Source organism: Desulfovibrio sp. Huiquan2017, assembly GCF_017351175.1.
Lineage (GTDB): Bacteria > Desulfobacterota > Desulfovibrionia > Desulfovibrionales > Desulfovibrionaceae > Pseudodesulfovibrio.
The window spans coordinates 154679-180827 of sequence record NZ_JAFMPN010000001.1; the positions used below are offsets into that span (position 1 = coordinate 154679).

The 26149-nt window shown below is 59.7% G+C and carries 27 protein-coding genes; 12 read left to right on the forward strand and 15 right to left on the reverse strand.

Translation table 11 applies throughout. The features are described 5' to 3' along the window. Positions 1 to 26 precede the first annotated feature (26 nt). From J0909_RS00815 to J0909_RS00840, 6 genes are all read right to left on the reverse strand, one after another. On the reverse strand, positions 27 to 1661 hold the full coding sequence (locus J0909_RS00815; protein WP_207259700.1) for a glutamate synthase-related protein: 1635 nt from the start codon (positions 1659 to 1661) through the stop codon (positions 27 to 29). Next, positions 1625 to 2761: a class II glutamine amidotransferase domain-containing protein gene (locus J0909_RS00820; protein ID WP_207259701.1), complete on the reverse strand. Its 1137-nt coding sequence runs from the start codon at positions 2759 to 2761 to the stop codon at positions 1625 to 1627. Before J0909_RS00820 ends, J0909_RS00815 begins: the two co-directional genes overlap by 37 nt. 452 nt (positions 2762 to 3213) lie before the next feature. Then, entirely contained in the window at positions 3214 to 3615 is a 402-nt protein-coding gene (locus tag J0909_RS00825; protein ID WP_207259702.1) for a type II toxin-antitoxin system HicB family antitoxin, read from the reverse strand. 38 nt (positions 3616 to 3653) lie between these two features. Continuing rightward, positions 3654 to 4877: a murein transglycosylase A gene (gene mltA / locus J0909_RS00830; protein WP_207259703.1), complete on the reverse strand. Its 1224-nt coding sequence runs from the start codon at positions 4875 to 4877 to the stop codon at positions 3654 to 3656. Next, positions 4877 to 5983, reverse strand: a complete 1107-nt coding sequence (locus tag J0909_RS00835) for an AI-2E family transporter (protein WP_207259704.1) — start codon at positions 5981 to 5983, stop codon at positions 4877 to 4879. Before J0909_RS00835 ends, mltA begins: the two co-directional genes overlap by 1 nt. Before the next feature lie 7 nt (positions 5984 to 5990). Beyond that, positions 5991 to 7589, reverse strand: coding sequence for a hybrid sensor histidine kinase/response regulator (locus J0909_RS00840; protein WP_207259705.1), 1599 nt, complete (start codon positions 7587 to 7589; stop codon positions 5991 to 5993). Positions 7590 to 8015: 426 nt separating this feature from the next. Between J0909_RS00840 and J0909_RS00845 the strand changes: the two genes are divergently transcribed. The 3 genes from J0909_RS00845 to J0909_RS00855 all read left to right on the forward strand — a co-directional run bounded on the left by J0909_RS00845 (position 8016) and on the right by J0909_RS00855 (position 10660). Continuing rightward, entirely contained in the window at positions 8016 to 8840 is an 825-nt protein-coding gene (locus J0909_RS00845) for a transporter substrate-binding domain-containing protein (RefSeq protein WP_207259706.1), read from the forward strand. 75 nt (positions 8841 to 8915) lie between these two features. Further along, on the forward strand, positions 8916 to 9926 hold the full coding sequence (locus J0909_RS00850) for an amino acid ABC transporter permease (protein WP_207259707.1): 1011 nt from the start codon (positions 8916 to 8918) through the stop codon (positions 9924 to 9926). 2 nt (positions 9927 to 9928) lie between these two features. Then, the gene (locus tag J0909_RS00855; protein ID WP_207259708.1) at positions 9929 to 10660 is read left to right on the forward strand and encodes an amino acid ABC transporter ATP-binding protein; all 732 of its coding nucleotides are present in this window, start codon (positions 9929 to 9931) and stop codon (positions 10658 to 10660) included. 219 nt (positions 10661 to 10879) lie between these two features. On the opposite strand, the gene J0909_RS00860 is transcribed toward J0909_RS00855, so the two are convergent. From J0909_RS00860 to J0909_RS00870, 3 genes are all read right to left on the reverse strand, one after another. Then, on the reverse strand, positions 10880 to 11107 hold the full coding sequence (locus J0909_RS00860; RefSeq protein WP_207259709.1) for a glycosyltransferase: 228 nt from the start codon (positions 11105 to 11107) through the stop codon (positions 10880 to 10882). Between the two features lie 162 nt (positions 11108 to 11269). Then, positions 11270 to 12331 carry a glycosyltransferase family 9 protein gene (locus J0909_RS00865; protein WP_207259883.1) on the reverse strand — a complete coding sequence of 354 codons (1062 nt, stop codon included), beginning with the start codon at positions 12329 to 12331 and terminating at the stop codon, positions 11270 to 11272. Between the two features lie 493 nt (positions 12332 to 12824). After that, positions 12825 to 13019: a hypothetical protein gene (locus J0909_RS00870; protein ID WP_207259710.1), complete on the reverse strand. Its 195-nt coding sequence runs from the start codon at positions 13017 to 13019 to the stop codon at positions 12825 to 12827. 228 nt (positions 13020 to 13247) lie between these two features. Here J0909_RS00870 and J0909_RS00875 point away from each other — a divergent pair, with 228 nt between their 5' ends. From J0909_RS00875 to J0909_RS00895, 5 genes are all read left to right on the forward strand, one after another. Continuing rightward, positions 13248 to 13430: a FeoB-associated Cys-rich membrane protein gene (locus tag J0909_RS00875; RefSeq protein ID WP_207259711.1), complete on the forward strand. Its 183-nt coding sequence runs from the start codon at positions 13248 to 13250 to the stop codon at positions 13428 to 13430. Between the two features lie 60 nt (positions 13431 to 13490). Continuing rightward, a complete protein-coding gene (locus J0909_RS00880) occupies positions 13491 to 13733 on the forward strand; it encodes a FeoA family protein (RefSeq protein WP_207259712.1) in 243 nt (80 codons plus the stop codon). A 4-nt stretch (positions 13734 to 13737) separates the two neighbouring features. Beyond that, complete coding sequence (gene feoB, locus J0909_RS00885) at positions 13738 to 15873, forward strand: ferrous iron transport protein B (protein ID WP_207259713.1); 2136 nt, start codon at positions 13738 to 13740, stop codon at positions 15871 to 15873. A gap of 152 nt (positions 15874 to 16025) precedes the next feature. Further along, positions 16026 to 16991, forward strand: coding sequence for a nucleoside recognition domain-containing protein (locus J0909_RS00890; protein WP_207259714.1), 966 nt, complete (start codon positions 16026 to 16028; stop codon positions 16989 to 16991). 20 nt (positions 16992 to 17011) lie between these two features. Next, a complete protein-coding gene (locus tag J0909_RS00895; RefSeq protein WP_207259715.1) occupies positions 17012 to 17395 on the forward strand; it encodes a Rid family detoxifying hydrolase in 384 nt (127 codons plus the stop codon). A 5-nt stretch (positions 17396 to 17400) separates the two neighbouring features. On the opposite strand, the gene J0909_RS00900 is transcribed toward J0909_RS00895, so the two are convergent. Next, positions 17401 to 17628, reverse strand: a complete 228-nt coding sequence (locus tag J0909_RS00900) for a hypothetical protein (RefSeq protein ID WP_207259716.1) — start codon at positions 17626 to 17628, stop codon at positions 17401 to 17403. Here J0909_RS00900 and J0909_RS00905 point away from each other — a divergent pair. After that, the gene (locus J0909_RS00905) at positions 17627 to 18418 is read left to right on the forward strand and encodes a 2-amino-3,7-dideoxy-D-threo-hept-6-ulosonate synthase (RefSeq protein ID WP_207259717.1); all 792 of its coding nucleotides are present in this window, start codon (positions 17627 to 17629) and stop codon (positions 18416 to 18418) included. The two genes, J0909_RS00900 and J0909_RS00905, sit on opposite strands and share 2 nt — an antisense overlap. Positions 18419 to 18657: 239 nt before the next feature. Here J0909_RS00905 and J0909_RS00910 read toward each other — a convergent pair whose 3' ends face one another. Next, positions 18658 to 18966, reverse strand: coding sequence for an Hpt domain-containing protein (locus tag J0909_RS00910; protein WP_207259718.1), 309 nt, complete (start codon positions 18964 to 18966; stop codon positions 18658 to 18660). Positions 18967 to 19086: 120 nt separating this feature from the next. Here J0909_RS00910 and mltC point away from each other — a divergent pair, with 120 nt between their 5' ends. Together mltC and J0909_RS00920 are read left to right on the forward strand one after the other, a co-directional pair. Further along, entirely contained in the window at positions 19087 to 20244 is a 1158-nt protein-coding gene (gene mltC, locus J0909_RS00915; protein WP_207259719.1) for a membrane-bound lytic murein transglycosylase MltC, read from the forward strand. A 12-nt stretch (positions 20245 to 20256) separates the two neighbouring features. Beyond that, positions 20257 to 21183 carry a hypothetical protein gene (locus tag J0909_RS00920; protein ID WP_207259720.1) on the forward strand — a complete coding sequence of 309 codons (927 nt, stop codon included), beginning with the start codon at positions 20257 to 20259 and terminating at the stop codon, positions 21181 to 21183. Positions 21184 to 21724: 541 nt separating this feature from the next. Here the strand turns inward: J0909_RS00920 and J0909_RS00925 are convergent. Further along, positions 21725 to 22852: an IS1595 family transposase gene (locus tag J0909_RS00925; protein ID WP_207259721.1), complete on the reverse strand. Its 1128-nt coding sequence runs from the start codon at positions 22850 to 22852 to the stop codon at positions 21725 to 21727. 271 nt (positions 22853 to 23123) lie between these two features. Here J0909_RS00925 and J0909_RS00930 point away from each other — a divergent pair, with 271 nt between their 5' ends. After that, positions 23124 to 23396 (forward strand): barstar family protein, encoded by a 273-nt coding sequence (locus J0909_RS00930; protein WP_207259722.1) that lies wholly within the window; start codon positions 23124 to 23126, stop codon positions 23394 to 23396. Positions 23397 to 23533: 137 nt separating this feature from the next. Here J0909_RS00930 and J0909_RS00935 read toward each other — a convergent pair whose 3' ends face one another. The 3 genes from J0909_RS00935 to J0909_RS00945 all read right to left on the reverse strand — a co-directional run bounded on the left by J0909_RS00935 (position 23534) and on the right by J0909_RS00945 (position 26121). Continuing rightward, the gene (locus J0909_RS00935; protein ID WP_207259723.1) at positions 23534 to 23890 is read right to left on the reverse strand and encodes a hypothetical protein; all 357 of its coding nucleotides are present in this window, start codon (positions 23888 to 23890) and stop codon (positions 23534 to 23536) included. A gap of 2 nt (positions 23891 to 23892) precedes the next feature. Beyond that, the gene (locus J0909_RS00940) at positions 23893 to 24495 is read right to left on the reverse strand and encodes a DUF8043 domain-containing protein (protein ID WP_207259724.1); all 603 of its coding nucleotides are present in this window, start codon (positions 24493 to 24495) and stop codon (positions 23893 to 23895) included. A gap of 78 nt (positions 24496 to 24573) precedes the next feature. Beyond that, positions 24574 to 26121, reverse strand: coding sequence for a glycosyltransferase family 9 protein (locus tag J0909_RS00945; protein WP_207259725.1), 1548 nt, complete (start codon positions 26119 to 26121; stop codon positions 24574 to 24576). Positions 26122 to 26149 lie beyond the last annotated feature (28 nt).

A 26149-nucleotide genomic window follows, 5' to 3' on the forward strand; every position in this document is an offset into this window, starting at 1 on the left:
TACTCCGATATATCCTGAGGCTGCGATTAGATGACGTACTTGATGTCCAGACGTTCCGCCGCGTCCTTGTCCGAGATGCCGAGCGCGTCGGACATGCCGACGGGCAGGGACGTGGACCGGCCCAGCGGCGCGATGACCTTGCGCAGTTCCGTGTCGAAGCTCAGGTAGAAGTCCACCACCCGCTCGGCGACCTTTTCGGGGTCGAGACGGCGGTAGAGGCGCGGATCCTGGGAAGTGATGCCCTTGGGGCAGACGCCGATATTGCAGACGTTGCAGCGATCTTTCTCGCTGCCGAGACAACCCGCGCCCGCCTGCATGACGTACTTGCCGATCTGGACCATGCTCGCGCCGAGCATAATCAGGGCCGCCGCGTTGGCGGCCAGATTGCCATGCTTGCCGATGCCGCCGCCCGCGATGAGCGGAATCTCGTTCTGGGCTCCGGCCACGCACAGCGCCTTGTAACAGTCGCGCAGGTTAGAGGCGATGGGATGGCCCATGTGGTTCATGGACACATTGTAGGCCGCGCCCGTGCCACCGTCCTCGCCGTCAAGGGCCAACCCCGCCGCATAGGGATTGCGGACCAGGTTGTTGAGTACGGCCAGCGAGGTCGAAGAAGCGGAAATCTTCGGATAGACCGGCACGCGGAAGCCCCAGGCCATGGACATGGACTGGATCATCTTGGCCACGGCCTCCTCGATGGAATACTTGGTCTGATGCGTGGGCGGGCTGGGCAGGGATACACCGGCGGGCACGCCGCGGATGGCCGCGATGAGCTTGTTGACCTTGTACCACATGAGCAGGCCGCCGTCGCCCGGCTTGGCACCCTGGCCGTACTTGATCTCGATGGCGCAGGGGTCTTCCTTCATCTCGGGGATGGCGTGAATGATCTCATCCCAACCGAAATATCCCGAGGCGATCTGCAAAATGACGTACTTGAGGAAGCGGGAGCGCAGCAGGCGCGGCGGGCAGCCGCCCTCCCCCGTGCAGATGCGCACCGGCATGTTCATTTCCTCGTTCAGGTAGGCCACGCCCATCTGCAATCCTTCCCACATGTTCGGGGAAAGCGCGCCGAAGGACATGCCGCCGATGACCAGGGGATAGATCTCCCGGACCGGGGGCTTCCAGCCGTGATCGCGATGACACGTGATTTCGGCTTCGGGCGAGAGCACCCGGCCAAGCAACGTGCGCACATCGAATTCATGACGGCCCGCGTCAAGCGCCGGGTCGGTAAGCATGGAGATGCGGATGAACTTGATCTGGTCCAGCAGGGACTCGGCATTGTTCCGCCGACCGCCGCGCGTCCTGGGCTGTCCGCCCCGGTTGCTCTGGAACTGGAGCGTGGTGGAGTCATACTGGCGGGTGGGCTCGATGGCGTTGTTCGGGCAGACCATGTTGCACATGGCGCAGCCGATGCAGGCATATGCCGGATCCGTGCGCTGGCGGATGCCGTAAAAAGTGGAAAACTCCGCGGTCGGCTTGGCCGAGAGGCCCATGGGCGGCTTGACGTCCCGCTTGCGGAACACGCCCAGTTCAATGGCGTTGACCGGACAAACCGAGGTACATCGGCCGCACTTGGTGCAGGTGTTGATATCCCACTTGATCTGCCAGGGCAGGTCCTTGCGGCTTAAAGTTGAAGGCGTAACGGGTCGTTCTGCGAGCATTGTTGAACCTCCCGGCAATCGGGTCCGACGATCGCCGTGTCGAGATGCATAGGTTGAAAATCCTTGGTCTTGTCACGTTCGGGGATGGCGGCGTTGAGCCCGCAAATCTCGGAGGAAAATCCGTAGATACCGAGTTCGGGATTGCCGCCGACCACGCCGGGACGGAACTTCTTGCGGTCTTGCGCCATGAACATGGAGCCGTCGGGCAGACAGCCGATGACGCAATTGGGTCCGTCGATGATCAGCTTGCGACAGGAGCGTTTGAGGTCGGCCAGGAATTCCCGGTCGGGATGGTCGCGCATCTCGTCGTCGTTCATGGGTGTGATGATGTGCTTGTAGGCACGGATATCCAGGCCCAGCCGCTTGGTGGTGTAGTGGGCGATGTGCGTGAACACCTCGGAATCGGACTGGTAGCCCCGGTAGCCGGTGACCCCGCGCGATGTGAGGTATTCGCGGATGGGCACGAAGGCCGTGTTCTCGCCGTTGGTCATGGTGGAGATGCCTTCGAGGAAGAAGGGATGGCAGGCATACAGATTGATGGCGTAGTTGGTGTTCTGCCGTCCCTGAGCCAGGATATGGCGGGCGTAGAGCTCCTCGCGGTCGAGCCTGAGATACCCGGCGATGGTCAAGGGGTCGCCCACTTCCTTGATCATGATCGTATCGGGCCAGAAGGAAAAGACCATTATGTCGCCCTTCTCCTCGCCCATGGCGCGAAGGTCCAGGCGCATCTGAACCAGATTGGAATCCACCTGGGCCTGGGTCATCCCCTTCCACTCGTCCGGAATCCTGAAGGCGATGGAGGCGTAGGTCCCCCGCTTCGGCGTCCCGACCGGCGGTTCGACGTCCGGCTTGAAGGTTGCGGAATACTTGGACTGGAATCCGTTCCTCGTCATGTATTCCGACATCCGCGCCAACCCGGCGTCGGTAAAGATGCCGGACAGTATGGGATATTCCTTGAGTTCCTCCCACGGTCCTCCCAGACCGCTGAGGAACAACCCCACGCCGGAGCCGTCATGCCCTTCCTTCATGACATTGAGGGCATCGACGGCGCGCATGGGTGACACCGGGTCACGACTTGTGAGCGCAAATAAACGGCACATAGTCTCGATTCACTCCGCAGTTAAAGTTCCTTCGCCCCGCCGCGAAAAAGCGGCGGCGCGCATGGCGGACACCGGACAAAAATCCAATGATTCCCAAAATTCCAAAGCCGAGGAAACGCGCATCCCGCAAGGGGCAAAAAAGCCTGCTCTGCGACCGGGAAAACGATCGCGGCAGGCTCTCCGGCTCAAGAGTTTCACAATAATGCAACTTCCAAGGAGCTGTTCACCGTTGCATTGTATAATAAGTTTATACAAACCCCGGAAGGTGAACCTAGATCAAAACGGGAGAACGTGCAACCGTAACGCATTCATGGCATTTGTCAATTTTGTTAACAACAAAAAGGCGACGCAAAAAACGTCGCCCTAGTCCCCAAGAATGACAGGAGAATTAAATTCTCATCCGCGTACGAGACGAGTCTGAAAAAAATTACGGAATGGTGGATTCAGGGGGGTCAGACAGCGAATATATCGGTTTTGATCGCCAGACGCGACGCGGCCGCCAGGAAATCGGCGGGAGAAACTCCATACTGACGGCAATACTTCTCAATTCTGGCCAGGAGATGAACGTGCATGACCATTTCGAACTCTTCGAAGTCGCTCCCATCCCCTTGAACCGAGATATTGATCGCTTTCTTGTCCATATTTTCGGGTTGCGCGAGCAAAACCTTCTTTTTCGAGGGGGCCGGAAGGACTTCACCCTGTTCCAGACGATCCTCCACGAACATGGCCAGGGCTTCATGGGCATTATCCACCGCTTCGTCCAGGTCCTCGCCGAAACTGGTGCATTCCGGGAAATCCGGGAACGTCACGGACACGCCGTGCTTCTCCTCTTCGAACAGGGCTACGTATTGCATCCGCCGCCTCCTTTGATGATGAAACAGAGTTGAAAAATCTATTCGATGCAGCCCGGCAGGGAGGCAATAACCCGCTTACTCAGGAGCATAAAGACCTCGGCCCCTTCCTGCAGGTGTCCAGCCAGGGACTCGGCCTCCTGGCCCGTGCCGCAGAAGAGGTCCATTCGCGTGTTCTGGATGGCTCCGCCCGTATCCTGGGCCAGAACCAGGGAAAAGAACGGATCGGCCTCGCCGGTGCCGTAATCCATAAGCGAGGTTCGCAGGGCGAGCACGCTGCCCAGCGGAATCATGCGCCGGTCCACGGCCACGCTAACGCGCGGGGTCAGGATGGAGCCGATGGAGCCGAAAGGCCCCTCGTCCGCCAACTGGAAAAAAACGTAGCTCGGATTGCGGAAGAGGATGTCCTCGGCAACGTCAGGGTGCGCGTTCAGAAACTCGCGGATGCGCTGCATGCTCATCTCTTCCTTGGGAATGTAGCCCTTTTCGATGAGCACCCGGCCAATGGATACGTACTGGCGGCCGTTCTTGCCGCCATAGAGGATGTGCTTGTAGGTCCCGTCGGGCAGATCCAGCCTGCCGGACCCCTGGATCTGGAGAAAGAAGACATCCACCGGATCGGCGGCCCAGGCGATCTCGTCACCCTTGCCCGCTAAAGCGCCCTGCCCGTCGATGTCCGCGCGGCCGTAGTACGGTTTGATCGTGTCCCCTTCCACACGATAGACCAGCCGCTGTCCGGCCCAACGCGGATGAAACCGGCCCAGATCCGCTACTTTAAGATCGCCGGGCACGCCGTACAACGGATACTTGTAGGTCGCGTCCGGGGTCAGCGAGGCCTTGAGCCACGGCTCGTAATAGCCAGTCAGCAATGTCCCGGGCTCCAGCCGAAACCAGGCGAACCGCTCGGCCAACAGGGAGGGATCCTCGTCCAGCCGATCGAGCAACGCGTCGAGTTCGCTCACGGAATCGTACAATTGCCCCCAGGTCAAAAGCAGTCCCGGCTTTTTGACGCAAACCGCGTCTTGCGGCCGGGAGCGTATGTAGCGCAGGTTGTCCGTGATGCCGGGGCGCAGGTCCTTCCATGAAGCCAGGCCCTGCGGTTTGAGGGACAAGGCGGAGGTCAGTCCCCTGGCCGCCCGCACGTCCACGGGCACATAAGCCGGAGTCGTGGGCACGGGCTGCGGCGCGGGAGGTTCGGTCACGCAACCGGCGAGCGGGAGCAGGACCAGCAAGGCCAAAACGCAAAGCGAATTTCGGGAAATCATCAAATCGCCTCTTCGTGATCGTCCAGGTCGTCGGCGTATTCCTCCAGGTAGATTTGCAGCATGACCATGACGAAGCTCAGGATCAGCGGGCCGTAAAAGATACCCAGCATGCCGAAGGAGTAGATGCCGCCGAGGATGGCGATGAAGATGTAAAAGGTCGAAACGCGCGAGGCTTCGCGCATGAAGATGGGCCGCAGGATGGTGTCGATGCCGACGACGAAGATGCCGCACCACAGGGCCAGGAAAAGGGCCGGCTTCCACTGCCCGGAGAGAAACAGATACCCCACGGCGGGCACCCAGATCAAACCGGTGCCGAGCACGGGAATGAGCGAGGAAAGAGCCATCATGCCGCCCCAGAAAAAGGCCGGGATGCCGGCCACGGCCAGCCCCACCCCTCCAGCGAAGCCCTGGAGCACGGCCACCAGAAGGCAGCCCATGAGCACACCCCGGGCCACCCGCTTCAGGCTGTCGATGATATAATCCTCCTGCTTGGGCCGCAACGGCGAGAGGCGCTTGATGTAGGCGACCATCTTGGTGCCGTCGCGCATGAAGTAGAAGAGGATGAAGACCATCAGCAGAAAATGCATGACCAGCTTGGCCCCGTCCCGGGCCAGAGACGTTCCGAAGGACAGCATGTTCTGGGCGAACTCGCGGGAATATTGGAGAATACCCGCCTGGATCTGGACCTCGTCAATGCGCAGGAACGGCAACTGCTCATGGAGAAGATTCGCGTATTTGTCGAGCATCTCCAGGCTGAGGAAAGACTTGTAGGAACCCTGGGCGATCCAGGCGTTCAGGGAGACCAAAGACTCCACGCCCTGGCTGATCAGGGCCATGAACAGGAAGGCCAAGGGCAGAACCAGGGCGAAGACGATAATCCCCACGGTCAGGGCCGAGGCCCAGGTCCGCCGTCCCTTGCACAACTTCAAGGCCCAGTTGAAGACCGGAGTAAACAGGACGGCCAACACCGTGGAAAAGATCATGGTATGCATGAAGGGTTCCACCAGCGAGAACCCCAGGTACAGGGAAAACAGCAGGAGGAGGATCAGGAATACCTTGTAGATGCCCCCGCTGATCAGGGGGGCCGGACCATTCGATTCGCTCATATTTCGTTCAAGCTCCGTGGAAGGGGCGGCAGGGCCGGAATTGTTCCTTCTTCAGGGTTGATTGTATGATTGCGGCGACGGTGTCAACGTCAACCGGCTTGGAAACATAATCATCCATACCCGCGTGCAGGCAACGCTGCTCGTCGCCCCACATGGCCCGTGCGGTCAGGGCCACGATGGGCACGGCCGGGTCCAGGCAGCCGATTTCCGGGTCCCGGATGCGCCGGGTAGCCTCAATGCCGTCCATTTCGGGCATTTCCACGTCCATAAGCACGATGTCGAAAGGCCCTTCCTTGAGGGCCTTCACAGCCTGCGCGCCGTCCGCGGCCAGGACGACCGCGCAGCCCATCTTTTCAAGCAGGCGCACCAGATAACGCTGGTTGACCAGATCATCCTCGGCCACCAGGACTCTGACGCCCGCAAGAGGCGAATCCTCGCCCAGAACCGAGGCGGACGGCGAGGAGTCCTCATAGGGGCTGCGCTCCAGCGGTACGGTCACGGCAAAGACGCTGCCCCTGCCCACCTCGCTTGAGCAGCGCAGGGTGCCACCCAAGAACTCCACCAGCCGGTTGGCGATGGCCAGCCCCAGGCCGAGGCCGCCCGTGGCGTGATGAAGATGGTCCGCGCCCTGATGAAAGCTCTCGAAAATTTCTTCCAGCTTGTCGCCGGGGATGCCGACACCCGAGTCCCGGACCAGGACCTGCACGGCCAAGGCACCATCCGGCGAGGACGCCCCCCCCTCCCCCGCCGTCGGAGAAACATCCACCAAGACCTGCCCCGAAGGCGTAAATGAGACCGCATTGGCGACAAGATTGCCGATCACCTGGCGCAGCTTGGACGGATCACCGCGCACCCAGTCCGGGATATCCGGGGAAATGGAGTATTCCAGGCGCACGTTCTTGGCCTGGGCCGCCCGGCGGTGTTGCGAGAGCACGCCGGTGACGAGGTCCTCGATGCGGAAGTCCACCTTGCGGACGGTCAGGGAGCTGGCCTCCAGCTTGGAGTAGTCGAGAATCTGATTGAGTACCGACAGCAGTCCCATGGAGGATTCCTTGATGAGCCGGACGTTCTCGCGATACGGCTCGCCCAGGTCGGACAGAAGCAGCAATTCGGTCATGCCGAGCACGCCGGTCATGGGCGTACGCAGTTCATGACTGACCGTGGCCAGGAACGAGGCCTTGGCGCGACTGGCGGCTTCGGCGGCCTGCTTGGCCTTGCGCAGCTCCCGTTCCATCTGGTGCTTGTACAGCCCGACCTCGATGGCCGCGCGCAGCTCGATGTGGTCCACAGGCTTGACCAGATAACCGAAAGGACCGGTCACCGTGGCCCAGTGCAGGGTCTCCTCGTCCACCACCACAGTCAGGAATATGACGGGAATGTCGAAACGAGTGCGCAGCTCACCTGCAGCCTCAAGACCATCCATGTCGCCTTCGAGCAAAATGTCCATGAGTACAATGTCCGGGGCCAACCGGTCGGCCAGACTCAAGGCCTCCTCCCCCCGGCAGGTCATGCCGACCACGTCATATCCAGCCCGCTCCAGGGCCAGCTTGATATCCAATTGCGCCAGAGCGTCGTCCTCAACGACCAATATCTTGCTTGTGGGCATGTTTTTCTCCGTTGCAAGCTCATCTTGGGATCGTTTTGACCTCTGTATCTTTCCTATCCTGATCCTGCGCCCAAAAAAAGGATAAATATATTTTTCCGGGCGGCATCTTTCATCTTTTTCCGAAACGACCGAACAGACTTCCTGCATGCGGGATTTATTCCCGGACAATTCAGACCCTTATTCTGCGTTTAACAGAATCTCCGCAAAATATTCGGCCCAAAACGAGATCCCGGCAACCGTCGCCAACCGAGAACCATCTTGAAATTTCCGGACATTGAGGGTAGGAAGGACTGTCGTTCTGTGAACAAAATCGTTCAATACGGATTCGACGGAGAGGAACCCAAGCCCATAGGCCGTGTACCCGGACGGAACCAGGGGCCGAGGATACCAACCACCAACCAACCTACTGTTTCATTGGAGGAAAGGATGAAACGCATTATTACCCTTGTGGCCGTGCTGTCTCTGCTGCTGTGCGCCGCCATGTCCGCTCAGGCTGCCGACATCGAACTCGCCAAGAAATCCACCCTGGAGCAAATCGTCCAAAGCGGCACCCTGCGCGTGGGCCTCGAAGCCGGCTACATGCCCTTTGAAATGACTGACAAAAAGGGCAACATCGTCGGTTTCGACGTCGACATGGTTAAAGAAATGGCCAAAGCCATGGGCGTCAAGCTCGAACTGATCAACACCGCCTGGGACGGCATCATCCCCGGCCTGCTCTCCGGCAAGTACGACCTCATCGCCTCCGGCATGACCATCAACCAGGAGCGCAACCTGAAGGTCAACTTCGCCTCCCCCTACATCATCGTCGGCCAGACCGCTCTGATCGCCAAGAAGTCCGCCGACAAGTTCAAATCCTGGAAGGATCTGAACCAACCGGGCGTCGTCATCACCTCCAAGCTGGGCACCACCGGCGAACAGGCCGCCAAGCGCCTCTTCCCCAAGGCCACCTACAAATCCTTCGAGATGGAGGACCAGGCCATGCTGGAAACCATGAACGGCAAAGCCGACGCCACGGTCTACGACCTGCCCATGACCTCCATCTTCTACAGCCAGCACGGCAAGGATGCAGGCATGGTTCTCCTGAAGGAGCCCTTCACCTATGAGCCGCTGGGCTGGGCCATCAACAAGGGTGATCCCGATTTCTTGAACTGGCTGAACAACTTCATCGTCCAGATCAAGAATGACGGCCGTTACGAGCGGATCTACAATAAGTGGTTCGGCTCCAACGACTGGTACAACAACATCCAGTAATCACCGAACGATTGTCCGGGGGTCGCGCACAGCGACCCCCGGTTTTTTTCGCGCACCTACCCCATCGAGCTTACAATGAATGAAACCGCGAAGGTCGAACCCAAGAAAGAGTTCGACAGGAATCTGTTCTGGAAAGTGGCATACGCAGTCACGCTCATCGTCGTGTGCCTGGGCTTCTACTGGGCCACCACCCAGACCGACTATATCTGGCGTTGGAACCGCATTCCCAAATATTTCTACTATGTGGACACCGTCAACGTAAACGCCGAGATGGAAGGCGACGTGACCTCCATCACCAGGAAAGACGACGACTCCGTGGTCATCGTCTCCGACGGCACGAATTCGGAATACTACACGGTCCCGGACTCCAACCTGAACGTGAGCGAAGGCGAGACCGTGTTCATGGGCGATACCCTCGGCACATATACCGAAGGCAAGATCGGCCTGTTGCTGGAAGGCACGCTCATCACCATCGAGGTCAGCGTGCTCTCGATCTTCTTCGGCATCCTCATCGGCCTGTTCACCGGGTTGTCGAGAATATCGAGCAACCCGTTCCTGAAGATGTCGGCCATCACCTACATCGAACTCATTCGAGGTACCCCGCTCCTGGTCCAGATCATGATCTGGTACTTCGTCCTCGGCACCATCCTGAATAACCTGCTCATCAAGGCGGGCCTGTTCCAAATTCCCGAGTTGTGGTTCGGCGTGGCTTCGCTGGCCATTTTCGCCGGGGCCTACGTGGCCGAGATCGTCCGCGCGGGCATCCAATCCATCCACAAGGGACAGATGGAGGCAGCGCGCTCGCTGGGCATGACCAAGGTCACGGCCATGCGCAGGATCATCCTGCCCCAGGCCTTCAAACGCATCTTGCCGCCGCTGGCAGGCCAATTCATCAGCCTGATCAAGGACTCCTCGCTGCTCGGCGTCATGGCCATCCGCGAGTTGACCAAGGCCACCCGCGAGGCGGTCACCACCAGCCTGATGCCCTACGAACTGTGGTTCGTATGCGGCGTGCTCTACCTGGTCATCACCTTCACCCTGTCCATGTTCGTCCAACACCTTGAAAAACGGACAGCGGAGGCCTAGCCATGATTGATGTCAAAAACGTCTTCAAAACCTTCTTCGTCCCGCACGAGGTCCAGGCCCTGCACGACGTGTCCTACCACATCAACCCCGGTGAGGTGGTCGTGGTCATTGGCCCGTCCGGATCCGGCAAGTCCACCTTCCTGCGCTGCCTGAACCGGCTGGAAAAGGCCAATTCCGGACACATCATGATCGACGGCGTGGATGTTCTCGATCCCAAGACCAACATCAACAAGGTGCGCATGGAGGTGGGCATGGTCTTCCAGTCCTTCAACCTCTTCCCGCACCTGACTGTGCTCGAAAACGTCACCGTGGGCCAAACTTCGGTGCGTAAGCGCGGCAAGAAGGAATCCGCGGAAAAGGCCATGACCCTGCTCAACAAGGTCGGCATCCATGCCAAGGCGGACAACTATCCGGGCCAATTGTCCGGCGGCCAGATGCAGCGCGTGGCCATCGCCCGCGCCCTGGCCATGGATCCCAAGGTCATGCTCTTCGACGAGCCCACTTCGGCGCTCGACCCCGAAATGGTCGGCGAGGTTCTGGACGTCATGAAGACCCTGGCCAAGGAGGGCATGACCATGGTCGTGGTCACCCACGAAATGGGCTTTGCCCGCGAAGTGGCCGACCAGGTGGTCTTCATGGACGAAGGCAAGATCGTCGAGGTGGGCACCCCGGAACACTTCTTCACCAACCCGCAAAACGAGCGGACGAAGCTGTTCCTGAGCCAGATATTGTAGAATACCCGGCGAAAAGGCTTTACGGAATCAGGTCCATCCCGATGGACCTCCGCACGGCCCCCCGCAAACGGGACAGAACATAACCAGACAGAACCGGGCCGGAGGAAAAGGACTTCCCTCCGGCCCGGATCACACCCCCTTCGGGGCATTGCATTTTTCGGGTAACGTCTACGAATCGCGCCCGCCGCCTCCCCTCCGATCGACGGGAAAAGAATCCCGCTACGCGCCCGCCTGGAGAAACTCCCGGTAAATGGCCAGCAGCTTCTCGACATACTTCTCCATGGAATACTCCGGAGCGATGGAAAGCGCCGCCTGGGAGAGCGTGTCATGCAGTTGCGGATCGGACAACACCTGCAGCAATTTAGCCGCGACGTCCTCAACCCGCGTGGAGCAGACCAGCGAGGACGGGGCCGCGATTTCAATGGACGGGACATGTTCCGAAATCACCGCCGGAAGGCCACAGAACACCCCTTCCACATGCGTCACGAGCAAACCTTCGTAATAACATACGCCGCCCTCAGAGGAGCCACGGCCAAGTTGAAGAGTCGGTCCCTCACTCCGCCAAACGGCAACCCGCCGACAATGTGAACGACATCAAGAGAGAATCGCTCATTGATCGCCTCCACGGCGTTCCAAACACGTGTCGAGAAAGTCCGAAAATTCGGAAAGTACCCGCTCGGGCGCATACTCCCGAAGGCACTCGAATGTCCCGAGCTTGCAGGTATTCCGGTTGCACATATGGCATCCCTCCTGCCGGATGAGACTCAAATGGTCGCTGCTGGGGAATCGCCAGGCGGTACTGGTTGCTCCTTGGATGGTCACGCTCGGCGTATTGACCGCCACTGCGAAGTGGCGGGGGGAAGAACAGTTGCCCAGATGCAGCACCGCTTTTTCCATGACCGCCGCCATCTGGCGCAGGGTCAGCATCGCTTCGGGGAGCAGGACGTTGCCGCCGCTTTCCGAAAGGATCTGCTCCGCCAGATCCTTCTCCCCCGGCCCATAGAGAATGAGGACCTTCAAAGCCGGATACCGGTCCTCCAGTAATTTGAACAGGCCCGCATAATGCCCCGCGGGCCATCGGCGGGTCTCGCGGCGATGGCTGGGCCCCACGGTGATGAACGGCACCCCCGACAACCCTTCCCGCTCAAGGAGAGCCCGCGCCTGGACGCGCTCCTCGTCGGTGAGGAAAATTTCCGGCCGCTGCCCGTCCCACTTGATTCCGAGGGGAGAGAGAACGCTCGCCTTGGCCAGGGCCGCATACCCCGGGGTCATGTCCGACCAATGGGTATACAGAAATTTATTATACCATGGAGGCGTATATGTAAGCCTTACCGAGGCATGGGAAAACAGCAGTACCCATTTGCAACGGGGAAGCTGCTGAAAATCCACAATCAAGTCGTACTCCACCCTGCCAATTTCCGCATAGTAGCTCAAGGCCGTGAAGGGATTTTTCAAAGCCTTCTTGTCAATGGGCCAAACCCGGCTCAAATGCGGATTGTTCTCCAGCACCGGAGCGCATTTCTTCTCGGTAAGCATATCGATCTCTGCTTCCGGGTACTTCTCTTTGAGCAGTCGCAGGGAGGGAGTCGAAAGCAGCACGTCGCCGATCTGTCGCAATTGACAGACAAGTATGCGCTTCGGGTGGATATGGATGCTATTGTCTTTTGTCATGGGCCCCATGGGCGGCAAATTATTTTTCCAAGCAAAACGGCCTCGGCGCAATACCAGGCCGCCTTCCCCAATCGATATTCGTCGGTACGCATCCCGAACCCTTTAGATTCGAGGACGACGGCATCCGCACTCGACATGGTCCGGCGCGGAGCAATGCGGAAAACACCGGGAGCCCAACGACGCACAAGCCACGGCAAGCCATATGCGCCGACGACGTATGCTGTCCAGTTGTTGATGCGTTTACGGTTGATCCCGATCACTGCCGTTTGTCTGATAGCCGATCCCGTCGAAAAAAGCACACCCCGTCCGCCCCCGGATCCCGGGCGGGAAACCTGCCAATCAAACGGTTCAGGTAAAAACGAGATGAAGGCCGCCTTCTCACCCTCAAACGGGCTCCAGTGGCCGCAGCAGGCGAAAACAATAATGCGGAAGCGGAGACGTTCATGCCTATCTTTGAGCGGACTCGTCAGGCGCGGCCGTTGCAGGCTCCGCCCTATTTTTTGCGGTCATCCTGGCGGTTCTTGAAGGTAATGGAGGCCAGACAGCCCGCCAGGCCGCCCAGAGCCACGGCCTTGCCCGGAGCCATCATATCCGTAAAGCTGAAAAGGTAGCCGATGGCCGCGCCCGCGATGATCCCCTTGGCCAGGACATCGATCCATTGCATGAATTCCCTTCCGTCATCATCCATGGGGATCTCCGTGTGTTAATGGTTGCCGAGCGCTGACAATATCATTACTATACGCGCGCAAACAACGGCATCTGACCATAAAACACAGCGGAAGACAAGGGATACCGGGCTGTTCAAACGCTCCGACCGATCCGCTTTTTTTTGGCATTTTACTTGACTTTGATTCTCAACATCACTATCAAGTGGTTGTCCGGCGTTGTTGCCGGAAAAAACTTTGGGGGAATTCATATGCTCGACACCATCATTGTCGGGGCCATAATTGCCATTGCGGCCTTTTTCGTGGGCCGTCGACTATTGCGATCCTTCACCGCCAAGCAACCCTCATGCGGTTGCGGGGGGTGCGGACAATCCGGTTCGTGCTCCGGCGCAAAGGACGGCCCAGGCAAGCACGACTGCTGCGGTTCAAGGTAATTTTTTTTGACCAACCATTGAGAACAATTCTCAACAAACGCTTTTCGAGGATATAAAAAAATGGCTCAAGACATGTGTTTACGCAAAGCCAAGGTCAACCAGAAACTCAAAATCCGCACGGTAACCGCAGACGGGGAACTCGGCCGCCGCATCCGCGACATGGGGCTTATCCCCGGCACCGAAGTCACGGTCATCGGCAAGGCGCCCCTGCGCGACCCCGTGGCCCTCAGACTCCGCGACTTCACCCTGACCTTGCGCAACAGCGAGGCTGACCACATCACCGTCACCCCTCTGGAGGACTAAACGCATGGGTACATACACCATCGGCATCGCAGGCAACCCGAACTGCGGCAAAACCACTATGTTCAACGCCCTGACCGGGGCACGTCAGCACGTGGCCAACTGGCCCGGCGTGACCGTCGAGAAAAAAGTCGGCCATATCCATGTCGGAGCCGATTCCGTCGAGCTCGTGGACCTGCCGGGAACCTATTCCCTGACCGCCTACACCCAAGAAGAGCTGGTCGCGCGGAACTTCCTGGTGGAGGACCGCCCCCAAGCGGTCATCGACATCATGAACGCCGACGCGCTTGAACGGAACCTTTACCTGGCCGTACAGATCCTGGAACTCGGCGTACCGCTCATCCTCGGTCTGAACATGATGGATGAGGTGCGCAAGTCCGGTAAACGGATCGACAGCGCGCGCCTTGAGGAGTTGTCCGGTTGCGCCGTGGTCGAGACCGTGGCCCGCTCCGGCCAGGGGGCCCAGGAGCTGCTGCGCTCCACCCTTGAAGTGGCCGAAAAGAAAGGCGGCGAATGGAAGCCCTTGAACATCTCCTATGGCCCGGACCTCGACCCGGTCCTGTGCGAGATGGAAAAGATGATCCAGGAAGCCGAATTCCTGACCGACAAGGCACCCGCCCGCTGGGTCGGCATCAAGTACCTCGAACGCGACGAGGATGTCATCGTCAAGGGGCGCTTGGCCAACACCACGCTCTCGGAAAAGCTCGAGGCCATGGCCCGCGAAGTGGCCGACCACACCAGCAAGACCCTGAACATGCGGCCCGACGCGCTCATCGCCGACTACCGCTACGGCTTCATCGCCGCCATGATCAAGGACGTGGTCACCTACCCCGCCTCCAGCGCCGACCGCATCAGCCGGTCCGACAAGATGGACAAGGTCCTGACCCACAAATTTATCGGCCCCTTGATCATGCTCGCCGTCGTCTACCTCATCTACGAGGTGACCTTCGCCGTGGGTGAAATTCCCATGGGCTGGCTGGAAGCCCTGTTCGGTTTCCTCGGCGACACGGCCACCAACCTGATACCCGAGGGACATCTGCAATCGCTCATCGTCTCCGGCATCATCGACGGCGTTGGCGGCGTGCTCGGCTTCGTGCCGCTGATCATGTTCATGTTCCTGATGATCTCCGCCCTGGAGGACTCCGGCTACATCGCCCGCATGGCCTACATGCTCGACCGCATTTTCAAGATATTCGGCCTGCACGGCACCTCGGTGCTGCCCTTCATCGTCTCCGGCGGCATCGCGGGCGGTTGCGCCGTACCCGGCGTCATGGCCACCCGTACTCTGCGTTCGCCCAAGGAAAAACTGGCCACCCTGTTCGTGGCCCCCTACATGACCTGCGGCGCCAAGGTTCCGGTCTTCCTGATGCTCGCCGCCGCCTTCTTCCCCGAGGACTCGGCCGCGATCATGCTGATCATCACCCTGTCCGCCTGGGCCATGGCCCTGCTCGTGGCCCGGTTGTTGCGTTCCACGGTCATCAAGGGCGCGTCCACCCCGTTCGTCATGGAACTGCCGCCCTACCGCATGCCCACTCTCCAGGGCGTGCTGATCCATACCTGGGAACGCACCTGGGAATACGCCAAGAAAGCCGGTACCGTGATCCTGGGCATCTCCATCCTCATCTGGGCCATGATGACCTTCCCCGAACTGCCCGCCGACCGCGTGGCCCAGTACGAGGCCCAACGCGCCGCGGCCCAGTCCGAGGAGCAGATCGCCACCATCGACAACACCGAGGCCGAGGAAGCCATCCGCCACACCTACGCGGGCCGCATCGGCACCGCTCTGGAGCCGATCTCCGAACTGGCCGGCTTCAACTGGCGCGTAAACATCGCCCTGACCGGCGGCTTCGCGGCCAAGGAAGTCATCGTCTCCACCCTGGGTACGGCCTACTCCCTGGGCGAAGTGGACGCCGAGGAAGCCCAGCCCTTGTCCGACCGGCTGGTGGCCGACCCGGACTTCTCCGCAGCCACGGCCATCGCCCTGATCATCTTCACCATGCTCTACGCGCCCTGCTTCGTGACCGTGGTGACCATGGCCCGCGAATCGAGCTGGCGATGGGCCGCCTTCAGCGTGGTCGGCTCCACCGGTCTGGCTTACGTCATGGCCGTCATCGGCTTCAACGTCGCCAAGGCCTTCCTGTAACGCCCGACCGACACATCACCATAAAAAAGGGCGCCGCGAATGCGGCGCCCTTTCCTGTTGGAAAAGCCGAGCGGGCGTACCGAAAAGAGGAGAAGGACTCTTTTCTTTTGCACTTCAATACCCTATCCTCCGCACCGTAAAGGAGCCCCGCTGTGACGAAACTCTTCACGACGTTGAAGGCCATCTTCCACGAGACCGTGGACGCCTGCCTGCAATTGTTCAAAATCATGATTCCGGTGCTCGTCCTGGTCAAGGTTCTCCAGGAGTTTGGCCTGATCCGGTATCTGGCCTGGCCCCTGGAACCCATCATGGGCGCGCTCGGTCTGCCCGCCGAGATGGGACTAGTCTGGGCCACCACCCTGATCAACAACATCTACACCGGCATGATCGTCCTGACCTCGCTCATCGGCGATGTCCATCTGACCGCCGCCCAGGCCACGGTGCTCGGCGTGCTTATGCTCGTGGCCCACGGTCTGCCGGTGGAAACCGCCATCGCCGACCGTTCCGGAGCCCGCTTCCTCTTTCAATGTTTCGTGCGCATGACCGGAGCTTTCGTCCTGGCCTGGCTGCTTCACCTGATCTATTCGGCTTCCGGCACCCTGAGCGGTCCGGCGGTCATGCTCTTCCAGACCGACCCCACGGCCGGGACCGGCTCCATCGCCTCCTGGGCCCTGGGCCAAATCCGAAACCTGGCGTCCATCTTCTGCATCATCTTCGCCCTGATCTCCATCATGCGCGTCCTCGGCGCCATCGGGGCCATCGACCTCATGAACCGCATCCTCAAACCCGTGCTCGACCTCATCGGCATCGGGCCCAAAGCCTCGGCCATCACGGTCATCGGGCTGACCATGGGACTTTCCTACGGAGGCGGGCTGATCATCAGCGAGGCCCGCAACGGGAGCCTGGGCAAGGAGGACATCTTCTATTCCCTGACCTTCATGGGCTTGTGCCATTCGCTCATCGAGGATACGCTGCTGATCATACTTATAGGCGGGCACCTGAGCGGCGTGCTCTGGGGGCGGCTCATTTTCGCCATACTGGCCATGACCATCATCGTCCAGATCGTCCGCCGCGTGCCAGAACGCGCCCGCACCGCATACCTGTGGACCGGAAAATAACCACCGACAAGGAGAACATCATGTCCGATATCCAACTCGTCCATACCGACAAGGCCCCGGCCGCCGTGGGTCCTTACTCTCAAGCCTCCGCCGTGAACGGTACCCTGTACGTGTCCGGGCAACTCGGCATCATCCCGGCCGAAGGCAAGCTGGCCGAGGGTTTCCAAGCCCAAACCCGCCAGGCCCTGGAAAACATCAAAACCATCCTCGAAGAGGCCGGATCCTCCCTGAACAAGGTCCTGGCCGTGGACGTGTTCATCATGGACATGAGCCGGTTCGCCGAGCTGAACGCCATCTATGCCGAGTATTTTCCCGAACACAAGCCCGCCCGCGCCGCCGTGCAGGTGGCCGCCCTGCCCCTGGGCGGCCTGGTCGAGTTCAAGTGCGTGGCCGTCATCGACTGATCACGTCACGGAAACGTCGCTTGACAGAGCTTGCATAAAACGGCTACTTGAAACGCATGCACAGCAATACCGCCCGTTTCTTTTTCTTTTTTAGCTTTATCAGGAACGTCTGCGGTCTTGGTGTGCGCTAGTTCATAAACAACGAAGAACAAACCAAGAGGCCGCGGGCATAGTCCGCGGCCTCTTTCTTTTTGGGCCGCGCCGCAGCCGGAAGCAACAAGGAGCGACGTCATGCATCTCGGGAAAGCCATTCGGATGGAACGCATCATGAACCGCAACAACGGCCGGACCATCGTGGTCCCCTTGGACCACGGGGTAACCGTGGGCCCCATCTACGGCATCGTGGACCTACGCGAGACCGTCAACCAGGTGGCCGAGGGCGGGGCCAACGCCGTGCTCATGCACAAAGGCATTCCCCGCTGTTCCCACCGCGCGGGCGGCAAGGACATCGGTTTGATCATCCACCTGTCCGCATCCACATCCCTGTCGCCCCACCCCAACGCCAAGACCATGGTAGGCTCGGTCACCGACGCCCTCAAACTCGGCGCGGACGCCGTATCCATACACGTCAACCTCGGCGATGAAACCGAACCGCAGATGCTCTCCGACCTCGGCGCGCTCTGCTCCGAAGCCAACGAATGGGGCATGCCGGTCCTGGCGATGATGTATGCACGCGGTCCCAAGATCAAAAACGAATACGATCCACAGATAGTGGCCCACTGCGCCCGCGTGGGCGTGGAACTCGGCGCGGACATCGTCAAGGTCAACTACACCGGCGACCCCGAGACCTTCTCCCGCGTGGTTGAAGGGTGCTGCGTGCCCGTGGTCATCGCGGGCGGCCCCAAGCTCGACTCCGAACGCGACCTCGTCCAGATGGTCCACGACTCCATCCAGGCGGGCGGCTCCGGCCTGTCCGTGGGCCGAAACATCTTCCAGCATCCCAACCCGGCCAAAATCGTGGCCGCCCTGAACAAGGTCGTCCACCAGGACTGGACCGTCGAAGCCGCCATGGAGCTGCTCTAAAAGGAGCCTCCGGCGATCGGGGGAAGGCAAAACCCTTCGGAAGGGGGCTTTGCCTTCCCCCGTCCCCGTCTTTTCTTGAAACGTTCGACACCCATCGCGGGAGTGAACGCGTGCATGCGGTGTTGTCGCAAAGATATGAAGAGGGGAAACGCCGCCGAAAGTTACGCCGGCCAAGCGCGCGGCGTCCGCAAGTCAACAGCCCTCAAGCCGTCGCGGCCCACTCCCGGAGACCTTTTTTTCTAGCCGTCGAATTCGACCTGGACGGTATCGAGGTAATGGGCGAGGGTATCCATATGCTTTGCCAGAGCGTCGGAATCGCCTTTCTGGGCGGCCAGTTCGATGTCGTGTCCGATGCGGCCCATCCCCTTGAAACCGTAACCGCCGCCGGTCCCGCGCGCGGTGTGGCCCAGGCGGACCAGGGTTTCGAAATCCCGGACATGCAAGGCGTTGCGCATCCGTTGGAGATCATCTCGGGACACGGCAAAAAATCGATCCAGCAATTGTTCCAGATCGGGCGGTATCCGCTCGACCTCCGGATGGGTAGGCATGAAGATATCCTTGGTGCAGCCCTCTGCACTTGGTTGAACACTTGAAGAGTTAAACGTATGATTCAGCGGGACATTAAGGATCGGCAACATGGTGTCAAACAAAACAATCATCACAACAATATGACACGAATCATTTCCATTCTGGCCCTGCTCTGCCTGCTCGTCTCCTGTTCCCGATACGATGCCTTGCGCATCGCCCGCGCCGCCGCCACGGGCAACCCGGCGGCCGCGGCCGAATCCCTGGCCCGGAACAAGGCCATCGGTTACGCGAGCAACCCCGCAGCCCTGGGCAACGACCTGAAAAACTTCCAAAAGCTCGTGGAAGACTTCATCAAGACCGTCGGCGGCGTCTGGGGCGCGGACAACGTCCGGGTACCCGCGCCCAAACAATACGTCAAGTACACGGAGAACTATCTTTCCAGGGCCAGCGTGGATTTCGACACCGGGGAAATCGTGGTCGAGACCGTGGCCGACAAGGAACCGCTCAAAAGCCTGCGCAACGCCATCGTGACCACCCTGCTCACGCCCGGCGACCCGCGCGCCGTGGACCTTTATTCGGCCAAGACCATCAAACTCGGGGAGACCCCATTCCTGTTCGGTGAGGTCAAGGACGCGGATGGCAAGGACATCCGCTGGGCATGGCGGGCCGAGCGATATGCCGATCACCTCATCGCGAACGCCCTCAAGACGCGCAAAGTCGAGGGCCGGACCGCCCGTTCCGTCACCTTTCACATGGTCGGGGACCATCTCAACGTGCGTGCGGCCAAATACCGGGAATTGGTGGCAAAAAACGCCAAACGGTTCAAGGTCAGCCGAAATCTGATCTACGCCATCATGAAGGTCGAATCGGACTTCAACCCGTTCGCGGTGAGCGGGGCTTCGGCCGTGGGGCTGATGCAGGTGGTCCCATCCACGGCAGGCAGCGACGTATACCGGCTGCTGCACGGCAAGGCCGGACAGCCCTCGCGCGGGGACCTGTTCGAGCCGCCGACCAATATCACCTACGGCACGGCCTACCTGCACCTCCTGGACACCCGCTTCCTGAGCGCCATCACCAACCCCGTATCGCGTGAATACTGCGTCATCGCCGGATACAACGGCGGCGCGGGCGGAGTACTCCAAACCTTCGACACGGACAAAACCCGGGCGGCGGGGAAGATCAACGCCCTGCAACCTGCGGGCGTGTACGCAAAGCTGCGCAGGGAGCTTCCCTTCGAAGAAACCCGGCGCTACCTTGGCAAGGTTCTTGAAGCCAAGAAGCAATTCGTCAACTTCTAGTCAGCGCACGCCATGAACCTTCAGGAACTCCTCTCATCCGCCGAGGAACAATTCGAGCGGCTCATCGCCCTACTCCTTCCCGACGCGTCTCCGGACCAGCTTCGCATGATCGGCGGCACACTCCTCGGGCTGTCGGCGCTCATCCTGCTGTTCATCGGACTACGCCTGTTGCGCCGCCCCCGGCACAACCCGCCATCCACGCGTACAGGCATCCCGCGCACCCTGCAGCACAAGGGCGCGGTCGTGGACATGCTGGCCGGACCGGACGACGAGTCCGTGGCCGTGCGCTGCGTGATCACGGCCGCCAAATCCAACAAGATCCAGTGCGAGATCATCGAGCGGCTGGACGTCCTCCGGACGAAGCCGGGCCACGACCTGGTCTGCGTGTTCGCTCCCATGAAGACGCGCAAGGGACGGATCAATTCCTTCACGGCCACCCTGATGGAATCGGATCGCGCGGGACGCGAGACGGACCGGCTGGTCCTTGCCGGCCCCACGGACTACGCGCTTATCCCGCGCCGCAAGCACCAACGCAAGCGCGTGGCCGACCAGCAGTTCATCCGGGTCAAGCTATGGACCGCCTCGCCGCAGGACTCGGACCTGACCTTCGAGGACGCGGCCCCGCAGATCGGAGTCAACTCATTCGCCACGGACGGCCCGGGGCAGGGCGCCAACGCGGTCATCAACATCTCTGACGGCGGGCTCGGACTGTCTGTGCTCAACCGGCTCGTTCCCGAGACCTGCACCGTATCCACCCCGGTGGTCATCAATCTGTTCATGTTCAATTTCCGGGAAAAGACCTTCAAGCCATACTGGTACGCGGGCGAGGTCCGCACCCTGGAGGACGGTCGCCCCGGCTTCACGCGCATGGGCATCGCATTCACCGCCACAGCCCGGGCGGACGGGGATTCCGGGCGCCTGCACTGGATCGCCCTGTAGGCGGCGGAAAGATTCCCGCCAAAACGCCGTCCGTCTGCCCACAGGCAAAAACGATGATCGACAGCCTTCTCTCCACCCTTCGATGACGGACTGCGATCCGACGCGGCCCCCTTTGTCCACCCTTCGCAATAAGGAAGCCGACGGGATGAGTCCCAAACGGCATTATGTAGGAGCCGCACAAGGCTCATCTTGAGATAGAACATGCCCCGTCGTAAGATGGGGGCATGACTTATAGAACACGTAGATCACCGGTATTAGTGGCACTTTCCAAGAAGCGGTCTTTGTTGTCCCGTGAACTATTGGACCTGGAAAAACAGATAGCTGACAAGCAGACCGAAATCGACACACTGGATTGCACCATGCTGATGCTGGGCATCGCGTGCGACATGGAATTGGCCCGCCCCAGGCAGGTCTACACACGAACATTCGGCTATGGCGAACTGAAACGGATGATTTTGGATATTCTGAAGAACGCGAATGCCCCCATGACCACACGGCAGGTCACAGATGAAGTGCGTAGACGCAAAAAGCTGTTGCAGGATTACCGTCCGCACGTGAAGCGGGCACTGATGCGGTACCGGATCACGATCCAGGTCGGCAAGACGGAATCCGGCGAATCGCTGTGGGCGTTGAAGGGGCAGGCCGCCAGGGCCAAGGACGGCTGTGCATCGCCGCTGCGGCTTGTCCGGTCCCAATAGCCCCGGAACCGGGGCTTTGACTTCACAAGGGTGAGGAGCTTGGTGATCATGTCGAAGGACGTACGCCGGTTGTTCCAGCGCCTGACATCTTCCCGGTAGGCGATTTCATTGGCATACAGGTCCAGATATTCCACGCTGAGATGATGGACCTGCCCACGGATGAAGCGGCGTAGACGGCTGAAATAGGATTCGGCCTGGTTGGTGTTCTCCCCGCTGGGGCCGACGAACTCGATGTCATGGTTGACCTGGGTGTGGTCGAAATATGCCATCAAATCCGTATAGGAACCATGTTGGTCCGTGATCACTTCCGATCCCTTCACCAGTTGCTGCTCCACGATATCCATGATGTCAGCCGAGTTCTCCGTGTCGATGACATAGGTCAGGGTGCGTATGGCCCCCTCGCCGGGGTTGCCCCGCTGGCGAAGCACCAAGATGCATTTGGATGGCTTCGGAGACTTCTTGGACAGTGTTTTGCGGTCCTTTGCGCGATTGGAAAGCCGGGTGGAGGAGTGGAGATACGCCCCATCGATTTCGACCTTCCCGGTCCATGCCGGGAACTCAGGCCGCGCCGCATATAAGGCTTCTCGCAAACGATGGTAGAATACATAGGCCGTCTTGTACTGGACGTTCATGTGACGCATGAGCTGCAAGGCCGACATCCCCTTGACCGCATTGGCCAGAGCCACGATGCCCATAAGGATCTTCTTCAAGGGCAGCTTGGTGGATGCCAGCCAGGTGCCGCTGGTCAAGGAGAAGGTGTGGCCGCACCCCTTGCACCGCCATTGTTTCCTGGTTTGCAGGTAGTAGTGGGGATCAACACACCCACATTCAGGGCATACAGATTCCCCGTCGGTCTCGGGCCACCGTAGTTCCTGGAACGTGGCGCGAACCGTTTCGTCATCCCATTCCGCGACTTCCGGAAGGGATATTTTGCGTGCCTGCGCTTCAAGCAGGAAGTGTTGATTATGCATATAGTCACCGAGAGACTTCGATGACTATTATATGACACGAATTAATAAAAAAGTCAATGATGGCAATGTTTTGCCATAAGTGTTTGAAATCGCGGTGAAGAGTTTATCTTTTTCTTTTTTCCAATCACTTACGCATTCTCATACGCTTGGCATAGATTTATGTTGGCGGTCGCCATGTTCATTCTTACTCGACTCTTTTTTTCGGTCAGGCTATGTCATCACCATCCGGGGAATGTGGGAGATGCTACAAATTAGCGACAAAGGTGTATGAATGATCAAAGTAATACTAAATGGAAAGAAGATGTTAACGCGTCAGACACTTCATGCAGAACTTAAGGAAAAACTGGATTTACCTGATTACTACGGGGCAAATCTGGATGCCTTGTGGGATTGCTTAACAGGTTGGATAGATACTCCATCCCACATTGTTTGGGAGGATGCCTCAGTAACCAAAGAAGTAATCCCTGAGTATTTCAAAAGGACACTCAGCGTATTTAGGGAGGCTGAGAAAGAAGGCTTTGTAGTTTTGACAATAACGAATTGAATTGTTTAGCAATACAAGAACCACACGGAGCGATGACACCTATCAGTTTTGTCTTGTGCATTTCCTACATAATGCCGGTCCCAAAGAAAAAGCCCCGACCGTGTGGCCGGGGCTTTTGCATCGTCTTTGGGGAAAGATCAGCCTTTCTTGTTCACAAACCTTTCCTTGGCCAGCCGGGGCATGTTCCCGGCGCCGAAGCTGTAGCCCGCGATGCGCCGATTCTGACGTTTCATGCTGCCCAGGTCCTGCTTCAAGGATTGCCGCAGGCTCCTGGCCTCGCCGGTGATCCTGTCGTGCAGGGATTTCATCTCCACGAGCTTGTCCGCCAACTGTTTCAAATGTTCCCCGGACAGGCCGTTCACGGCCTCGTCCAGGAGCCGTTCGCGGGAACGGGCAAGCCGTTCGGCCTCGAAGACGTCCCCGGCCTGCAGGGAATGCAGTTCCTTTTGCCCGATGGAGATGGCTTCATCGAGCATATGGGCGCGACTGGCCATGTCTATTTCTTCACCATACGGATGTCGTCCCGCAGGGCTTTGATGACCTTCTTCCATTTTTCCACCGCAGGCAGGAATTCGTATTCGAGCAGGTCGGCCAGAAGAATCCAATCCTCGTTTTCGAGCACGGAGCTCATTTCCGTGAACATGGAATTGAATTCCTCGGCGCTCTCCAGGTAGGCCGGATGGTCCTTGAGGGAGTATTCATCGCGCAGGATACCGATCATGTTCAGGAAGTTGCGGATGACGTCGATGAGATCCTGGTAAGTTTCCAGGGCTTCAGCGTCGTCGGCCTGGCGGAACAGGGTCGCCACGCGCTTGCCGCCCTCGCTCATGAGATTGACCACCTTGTAGAGTTCAAGGGTGATCTCCACGGCCATGTCCTCGGTGGCCATGGTCACGATCTCCACGGACTCCACCTCGGACATGTCGATGTCCTCGGCCTGGTGGGGATAAATCTCGGTGAACGGCTCTTGGTTGATCATGACGTCGGTCACGATGCGGTCTTCCAGGTGACCATCCTCGACCATCTTATCGAAGACCTGCTCCAGGTTCTCGAAATTCTGGACCCCGATATCGTATTGTTTTCCATCAATGATAATCATGCTGACCTTCTCCTCCGTGAGTAGATAAAATTTGCCGATTTTTCCGGTGCGAACCAGATAATTCAAAATCCGTGCCGATCAGTCCAAATCGGCGAGCAACCCGCCGAGCAGCCCGGAATGACGCTCGGCCACAGCCAGAAGCGAGGCGAGATGGTCACCTTGACGCTGACTTTCGAACATCCACAATAATGCCAATATATTCAAAGAATTATTCGAAGACAAGATGTTTTGCACACGTTGCCAGGAAGCCAGGAACTTGGCCTTCGCCTGGGGTCGTGGATTGACGCGCAACAACGCGCCCTGCTGGGAGAGCAAAAAGAGCATGTCCCGCGCGCTCGTCAAAGTTTTGAACAACTCCTGCCGCATGGCCGGACTCAGCCGTGCGCCCAGGCCTGTCCGGCCCGCGTCCGGCCTGCCGTCCAAAAATGCGCTGAAGTGCGCCCGCTGCAATCCGATCCACAGGGCTCTGTCCGTACCGTCGTGCCCGGACAGGGACTCGAGTTCCATGAGCCCATCCTCGCCGGTGCGCGTGCGCCAGATGCGTGCGCCGGTCACCGGGCCGGGCTCGCCGCCGGAAATCTGGGCATGGACGCAGGCGTACATGGTTTCCGGGGTCACGGACCGGCGGCAGGCTTCCCCATGGGGGCAGGACTTGCCGAATCCGCACGGATGGCAATCCATGTCCGGCTCCAGGCAGATATTTCCCGCCCGGTAGGGCCCGGTATCCCAAGGCTGGGCCGTGGCCAAAAAAACCGCGCACAGAGGCACCCCCAGCCCAGCGGCCAGGTGCATGGTTCCGGTGTCGTTGGTCAACAAGGCCCGACACCGGACCAGGACCCCGGCCAGTTCGGTCAGGGAGGTCTTGCCCATGCAGTCGATGAACGGAAAATCCGCGCCCTCTGCGAAACGCGCGCCGAGCCCGGTTTCGCCCTCGGTTCCGAGCAGAACCGGCACCAGGCCGTCGCACTCGAAAAGCATACGGGCGGTTGCAATGAAATATTCCACGGGCCAACGGCGGCGCTCCTCGCTGGCCCCCAGTTGCAGGGCGACGAATCCCTCCGCCCCGGCGTGCCCGGCCAGCAGTTCATCCGCCCGGCCCAAGGCCTCGTCGCCGGGATCGGCCAAGATCAGGCCGTTGCCCCCATGCCCCAACCCGGCGGCCCGCCGAAAGAGATCGCAGACGTTGAACGGGCTGGCCCCCCGGTTGGCCCCGGCCATTTGCAAAAAAGCCGCCCAGGAGGAGGTATCCGCGTTGAAGCCGAGCTCGTCCACGGTGAATCCCGTGGTCCGGCCCGACTCCGGAGTCAGGCCGTAAGCCAGGAGACGCGAGGCCACCGACGGCGTCAGGTTCACGATTTCATCGGGAGCGAAGGCGTCGAGCACCCCCCGGCGGAACCCATCGAGATCGCGCACGGCCAGCCGCCAGTCCCGGTCCAGCCCGGACAACAGCCCCGCGCCAGGAAAGGCGAAAACCCGGTCCACGTCCCGCAGCAGGGTGGCCGCCGAGACGAAATTGGCCAGGCAGACCAGCCCCACCCTGCACCCCCGCTCCTTGAAACCGGTGATCACGGGCTGGGTCTGGATTAAATCGCCGAAGCGAGTCAAATTGATGATCAGGACGTTCACGAGCCAAATCCTTATATATGGGTGCGCC

Bases quoted from the DNA above. Each gene is read 5' to 3' on its own strand.
- J0909_RS00815 (WP_207259700.1), bottom strand. From the start codon at position 1,661: ATGCTCGCAGAACGACCCGTTACGCCTTCAACTTTAAGCCGCAAGGAC.
- J0909_RS00820 (WP_207259701.1), bottom strand. From the start codon at position 2,761: ATGTGCCGTTTATTTGCGCTCACAAGTCGTGACCCGGTGTCACCCATG.
- J0909_RS00825 (WP_207259702.1), bottom strand. From the start codon at position 3,615: ATGCAATACGTAGCCCTGTTCGAAGAGGAGAAGCACGGCGTGTCCGTG.
- mltA (WP_207259703.1), bottom strand. From the start codon at position 4,877: ATGATTTCCCGAAATTCGCTTTGCGTTTTGGCCTTGCTGGTCCTGCTC.
- J0909_RS00835 (WP_207259704.1), bottom strand. From the start codon at position 5,983: ATGAGCGAATCGAATGGTCCGGCCCCCCTGATCAGCGGGGGCATCTAC.
- J0909_RS00840 (WP_207259705.1), bottom strand. From the start codon at position 7,589: ATGCCCACAAGCAAGATATTGGTCGTTGAGGACGACGCTCTGGCGCAA.
- J0909_RS00845 (WP_207259706.1), top strand. From the start codon at position 8,016: ATGAAACGCATTATTACCCTTGTGGCCGTGCTGTCTCTGCTGCTGTGC.
- J0909_RS00850 (WP_207259707.1), top strand. From the start codon at position 8,916: ATGAATGAAACCGCGAAGGTCGAACCCAAGAAAGAGTTCGACAGGAAT.
- J0909_RS00855 (WP_207259708.1), top strand. From the start codon at position 9,929: ATGATTGATGTCAAAAACGTCTTCAAAACCTTCTTCGTCCCGCACGAG.
- J0909_RS00865 (WP_207259883.1), bottom strand. From the start codon at position 12,331: ATGACAAAAGACAATAGCATCCATATCCACCCGAAGCGCATACTTGTC.
- J0909_RS00870 (WP_207259710.1), bottom strand. From the start codon at position 13,019: ATGGATGATGACGGAAGGGAATTCATGCAATGGATCGATGTCCTGGCC.
- J0909_RS00875 (WP_207259711.1), top strand. From the start codon at position 13,248: ATGCTCGACACCATCATTGTCGGGGCCATAATTGCCATTGCGGCCTTT.
- J0909_RS00880 (WP_207259712.1), top strand. From the start codon at position 13,491: ATGGCTCAAGACATGTGTTTACGCAAAGCCAAGGTCAACCAGAAACTC.
- feoB (WP_207259713.1), top strand. From the start codon at position 13,738: ATGGGTACATACACCATCGGCATCGCAGGCAACCCGAACTGCGGCAAA.
- J0909_RS00895 (WP_207259715.1), top strand. From the start codon at position 17,012: ATGTCCGATATCCAACTCGTCCATACCGACAAGGCCCCGGCCGCCGTG.
- J0909_RS00905 (WP_207259717.1), top strand. From the start codon at position 17,627: ATGCATCTCGGGAAAGCCATTCGGATGGAACGCATCATGAACCGCAAC.
- J0909_RS00900 (WP_207259716.1), bottom strand. From the start codon at position 17,628: ATGACGTCGCTCCTTGTTGCTTCCGGCTGCGGCGCGGCCCAAAAAGAA.
- J0909_RS00910 (WP_207259718.1), bottom strand. From the start codon at position 18,966: ATGCCTACCCATCCGGAGGTCGAGCGGATACCGCCCGATCTGGAACAA.
- mltC (WP_207259719.1), top strand. From the start codon at position 19,087: ATGACACGAATCATTTCCATTCTGGCCCTGCTCTGCCTGCTCGTCTCC.
- J0909_RS00920 (WP_207259720.1), top strand. From the start codon at position 20,257: ATGAACCTTCAGGAACTCCTCTCATCCGCCGAGGAACAATTCGAGCGG.
- J0909_RS00925 (WP_207259721.1), bottom strand. From the start codon at position 22,852: ATGCATAATCAACACTTCCTGCTTGAAGCGCAGGCACGCAAAATATCC.
- J0909_RS00930 (WP_207259722.1), top strand. From the start codon at position 23,124: ATGATCAAAGTAATACTAAATGGAAAGAAGATGTTAACGCGTCAGACA.
- J0909_RS00935 (WP_207259723.1), bottom strand. From the start codon at position 23,890: ATGGCCAGTCGCGCCCATATGCTCGATGAAGCCATCTCCATCGGGCAA.
- J0909_RS00940 (WP_207259724.1), bottom strand. From the start codon at position 24,495: ATGATTATCATTGATGGAAAACAATACGATATCGGGGTCCAGAATTTC.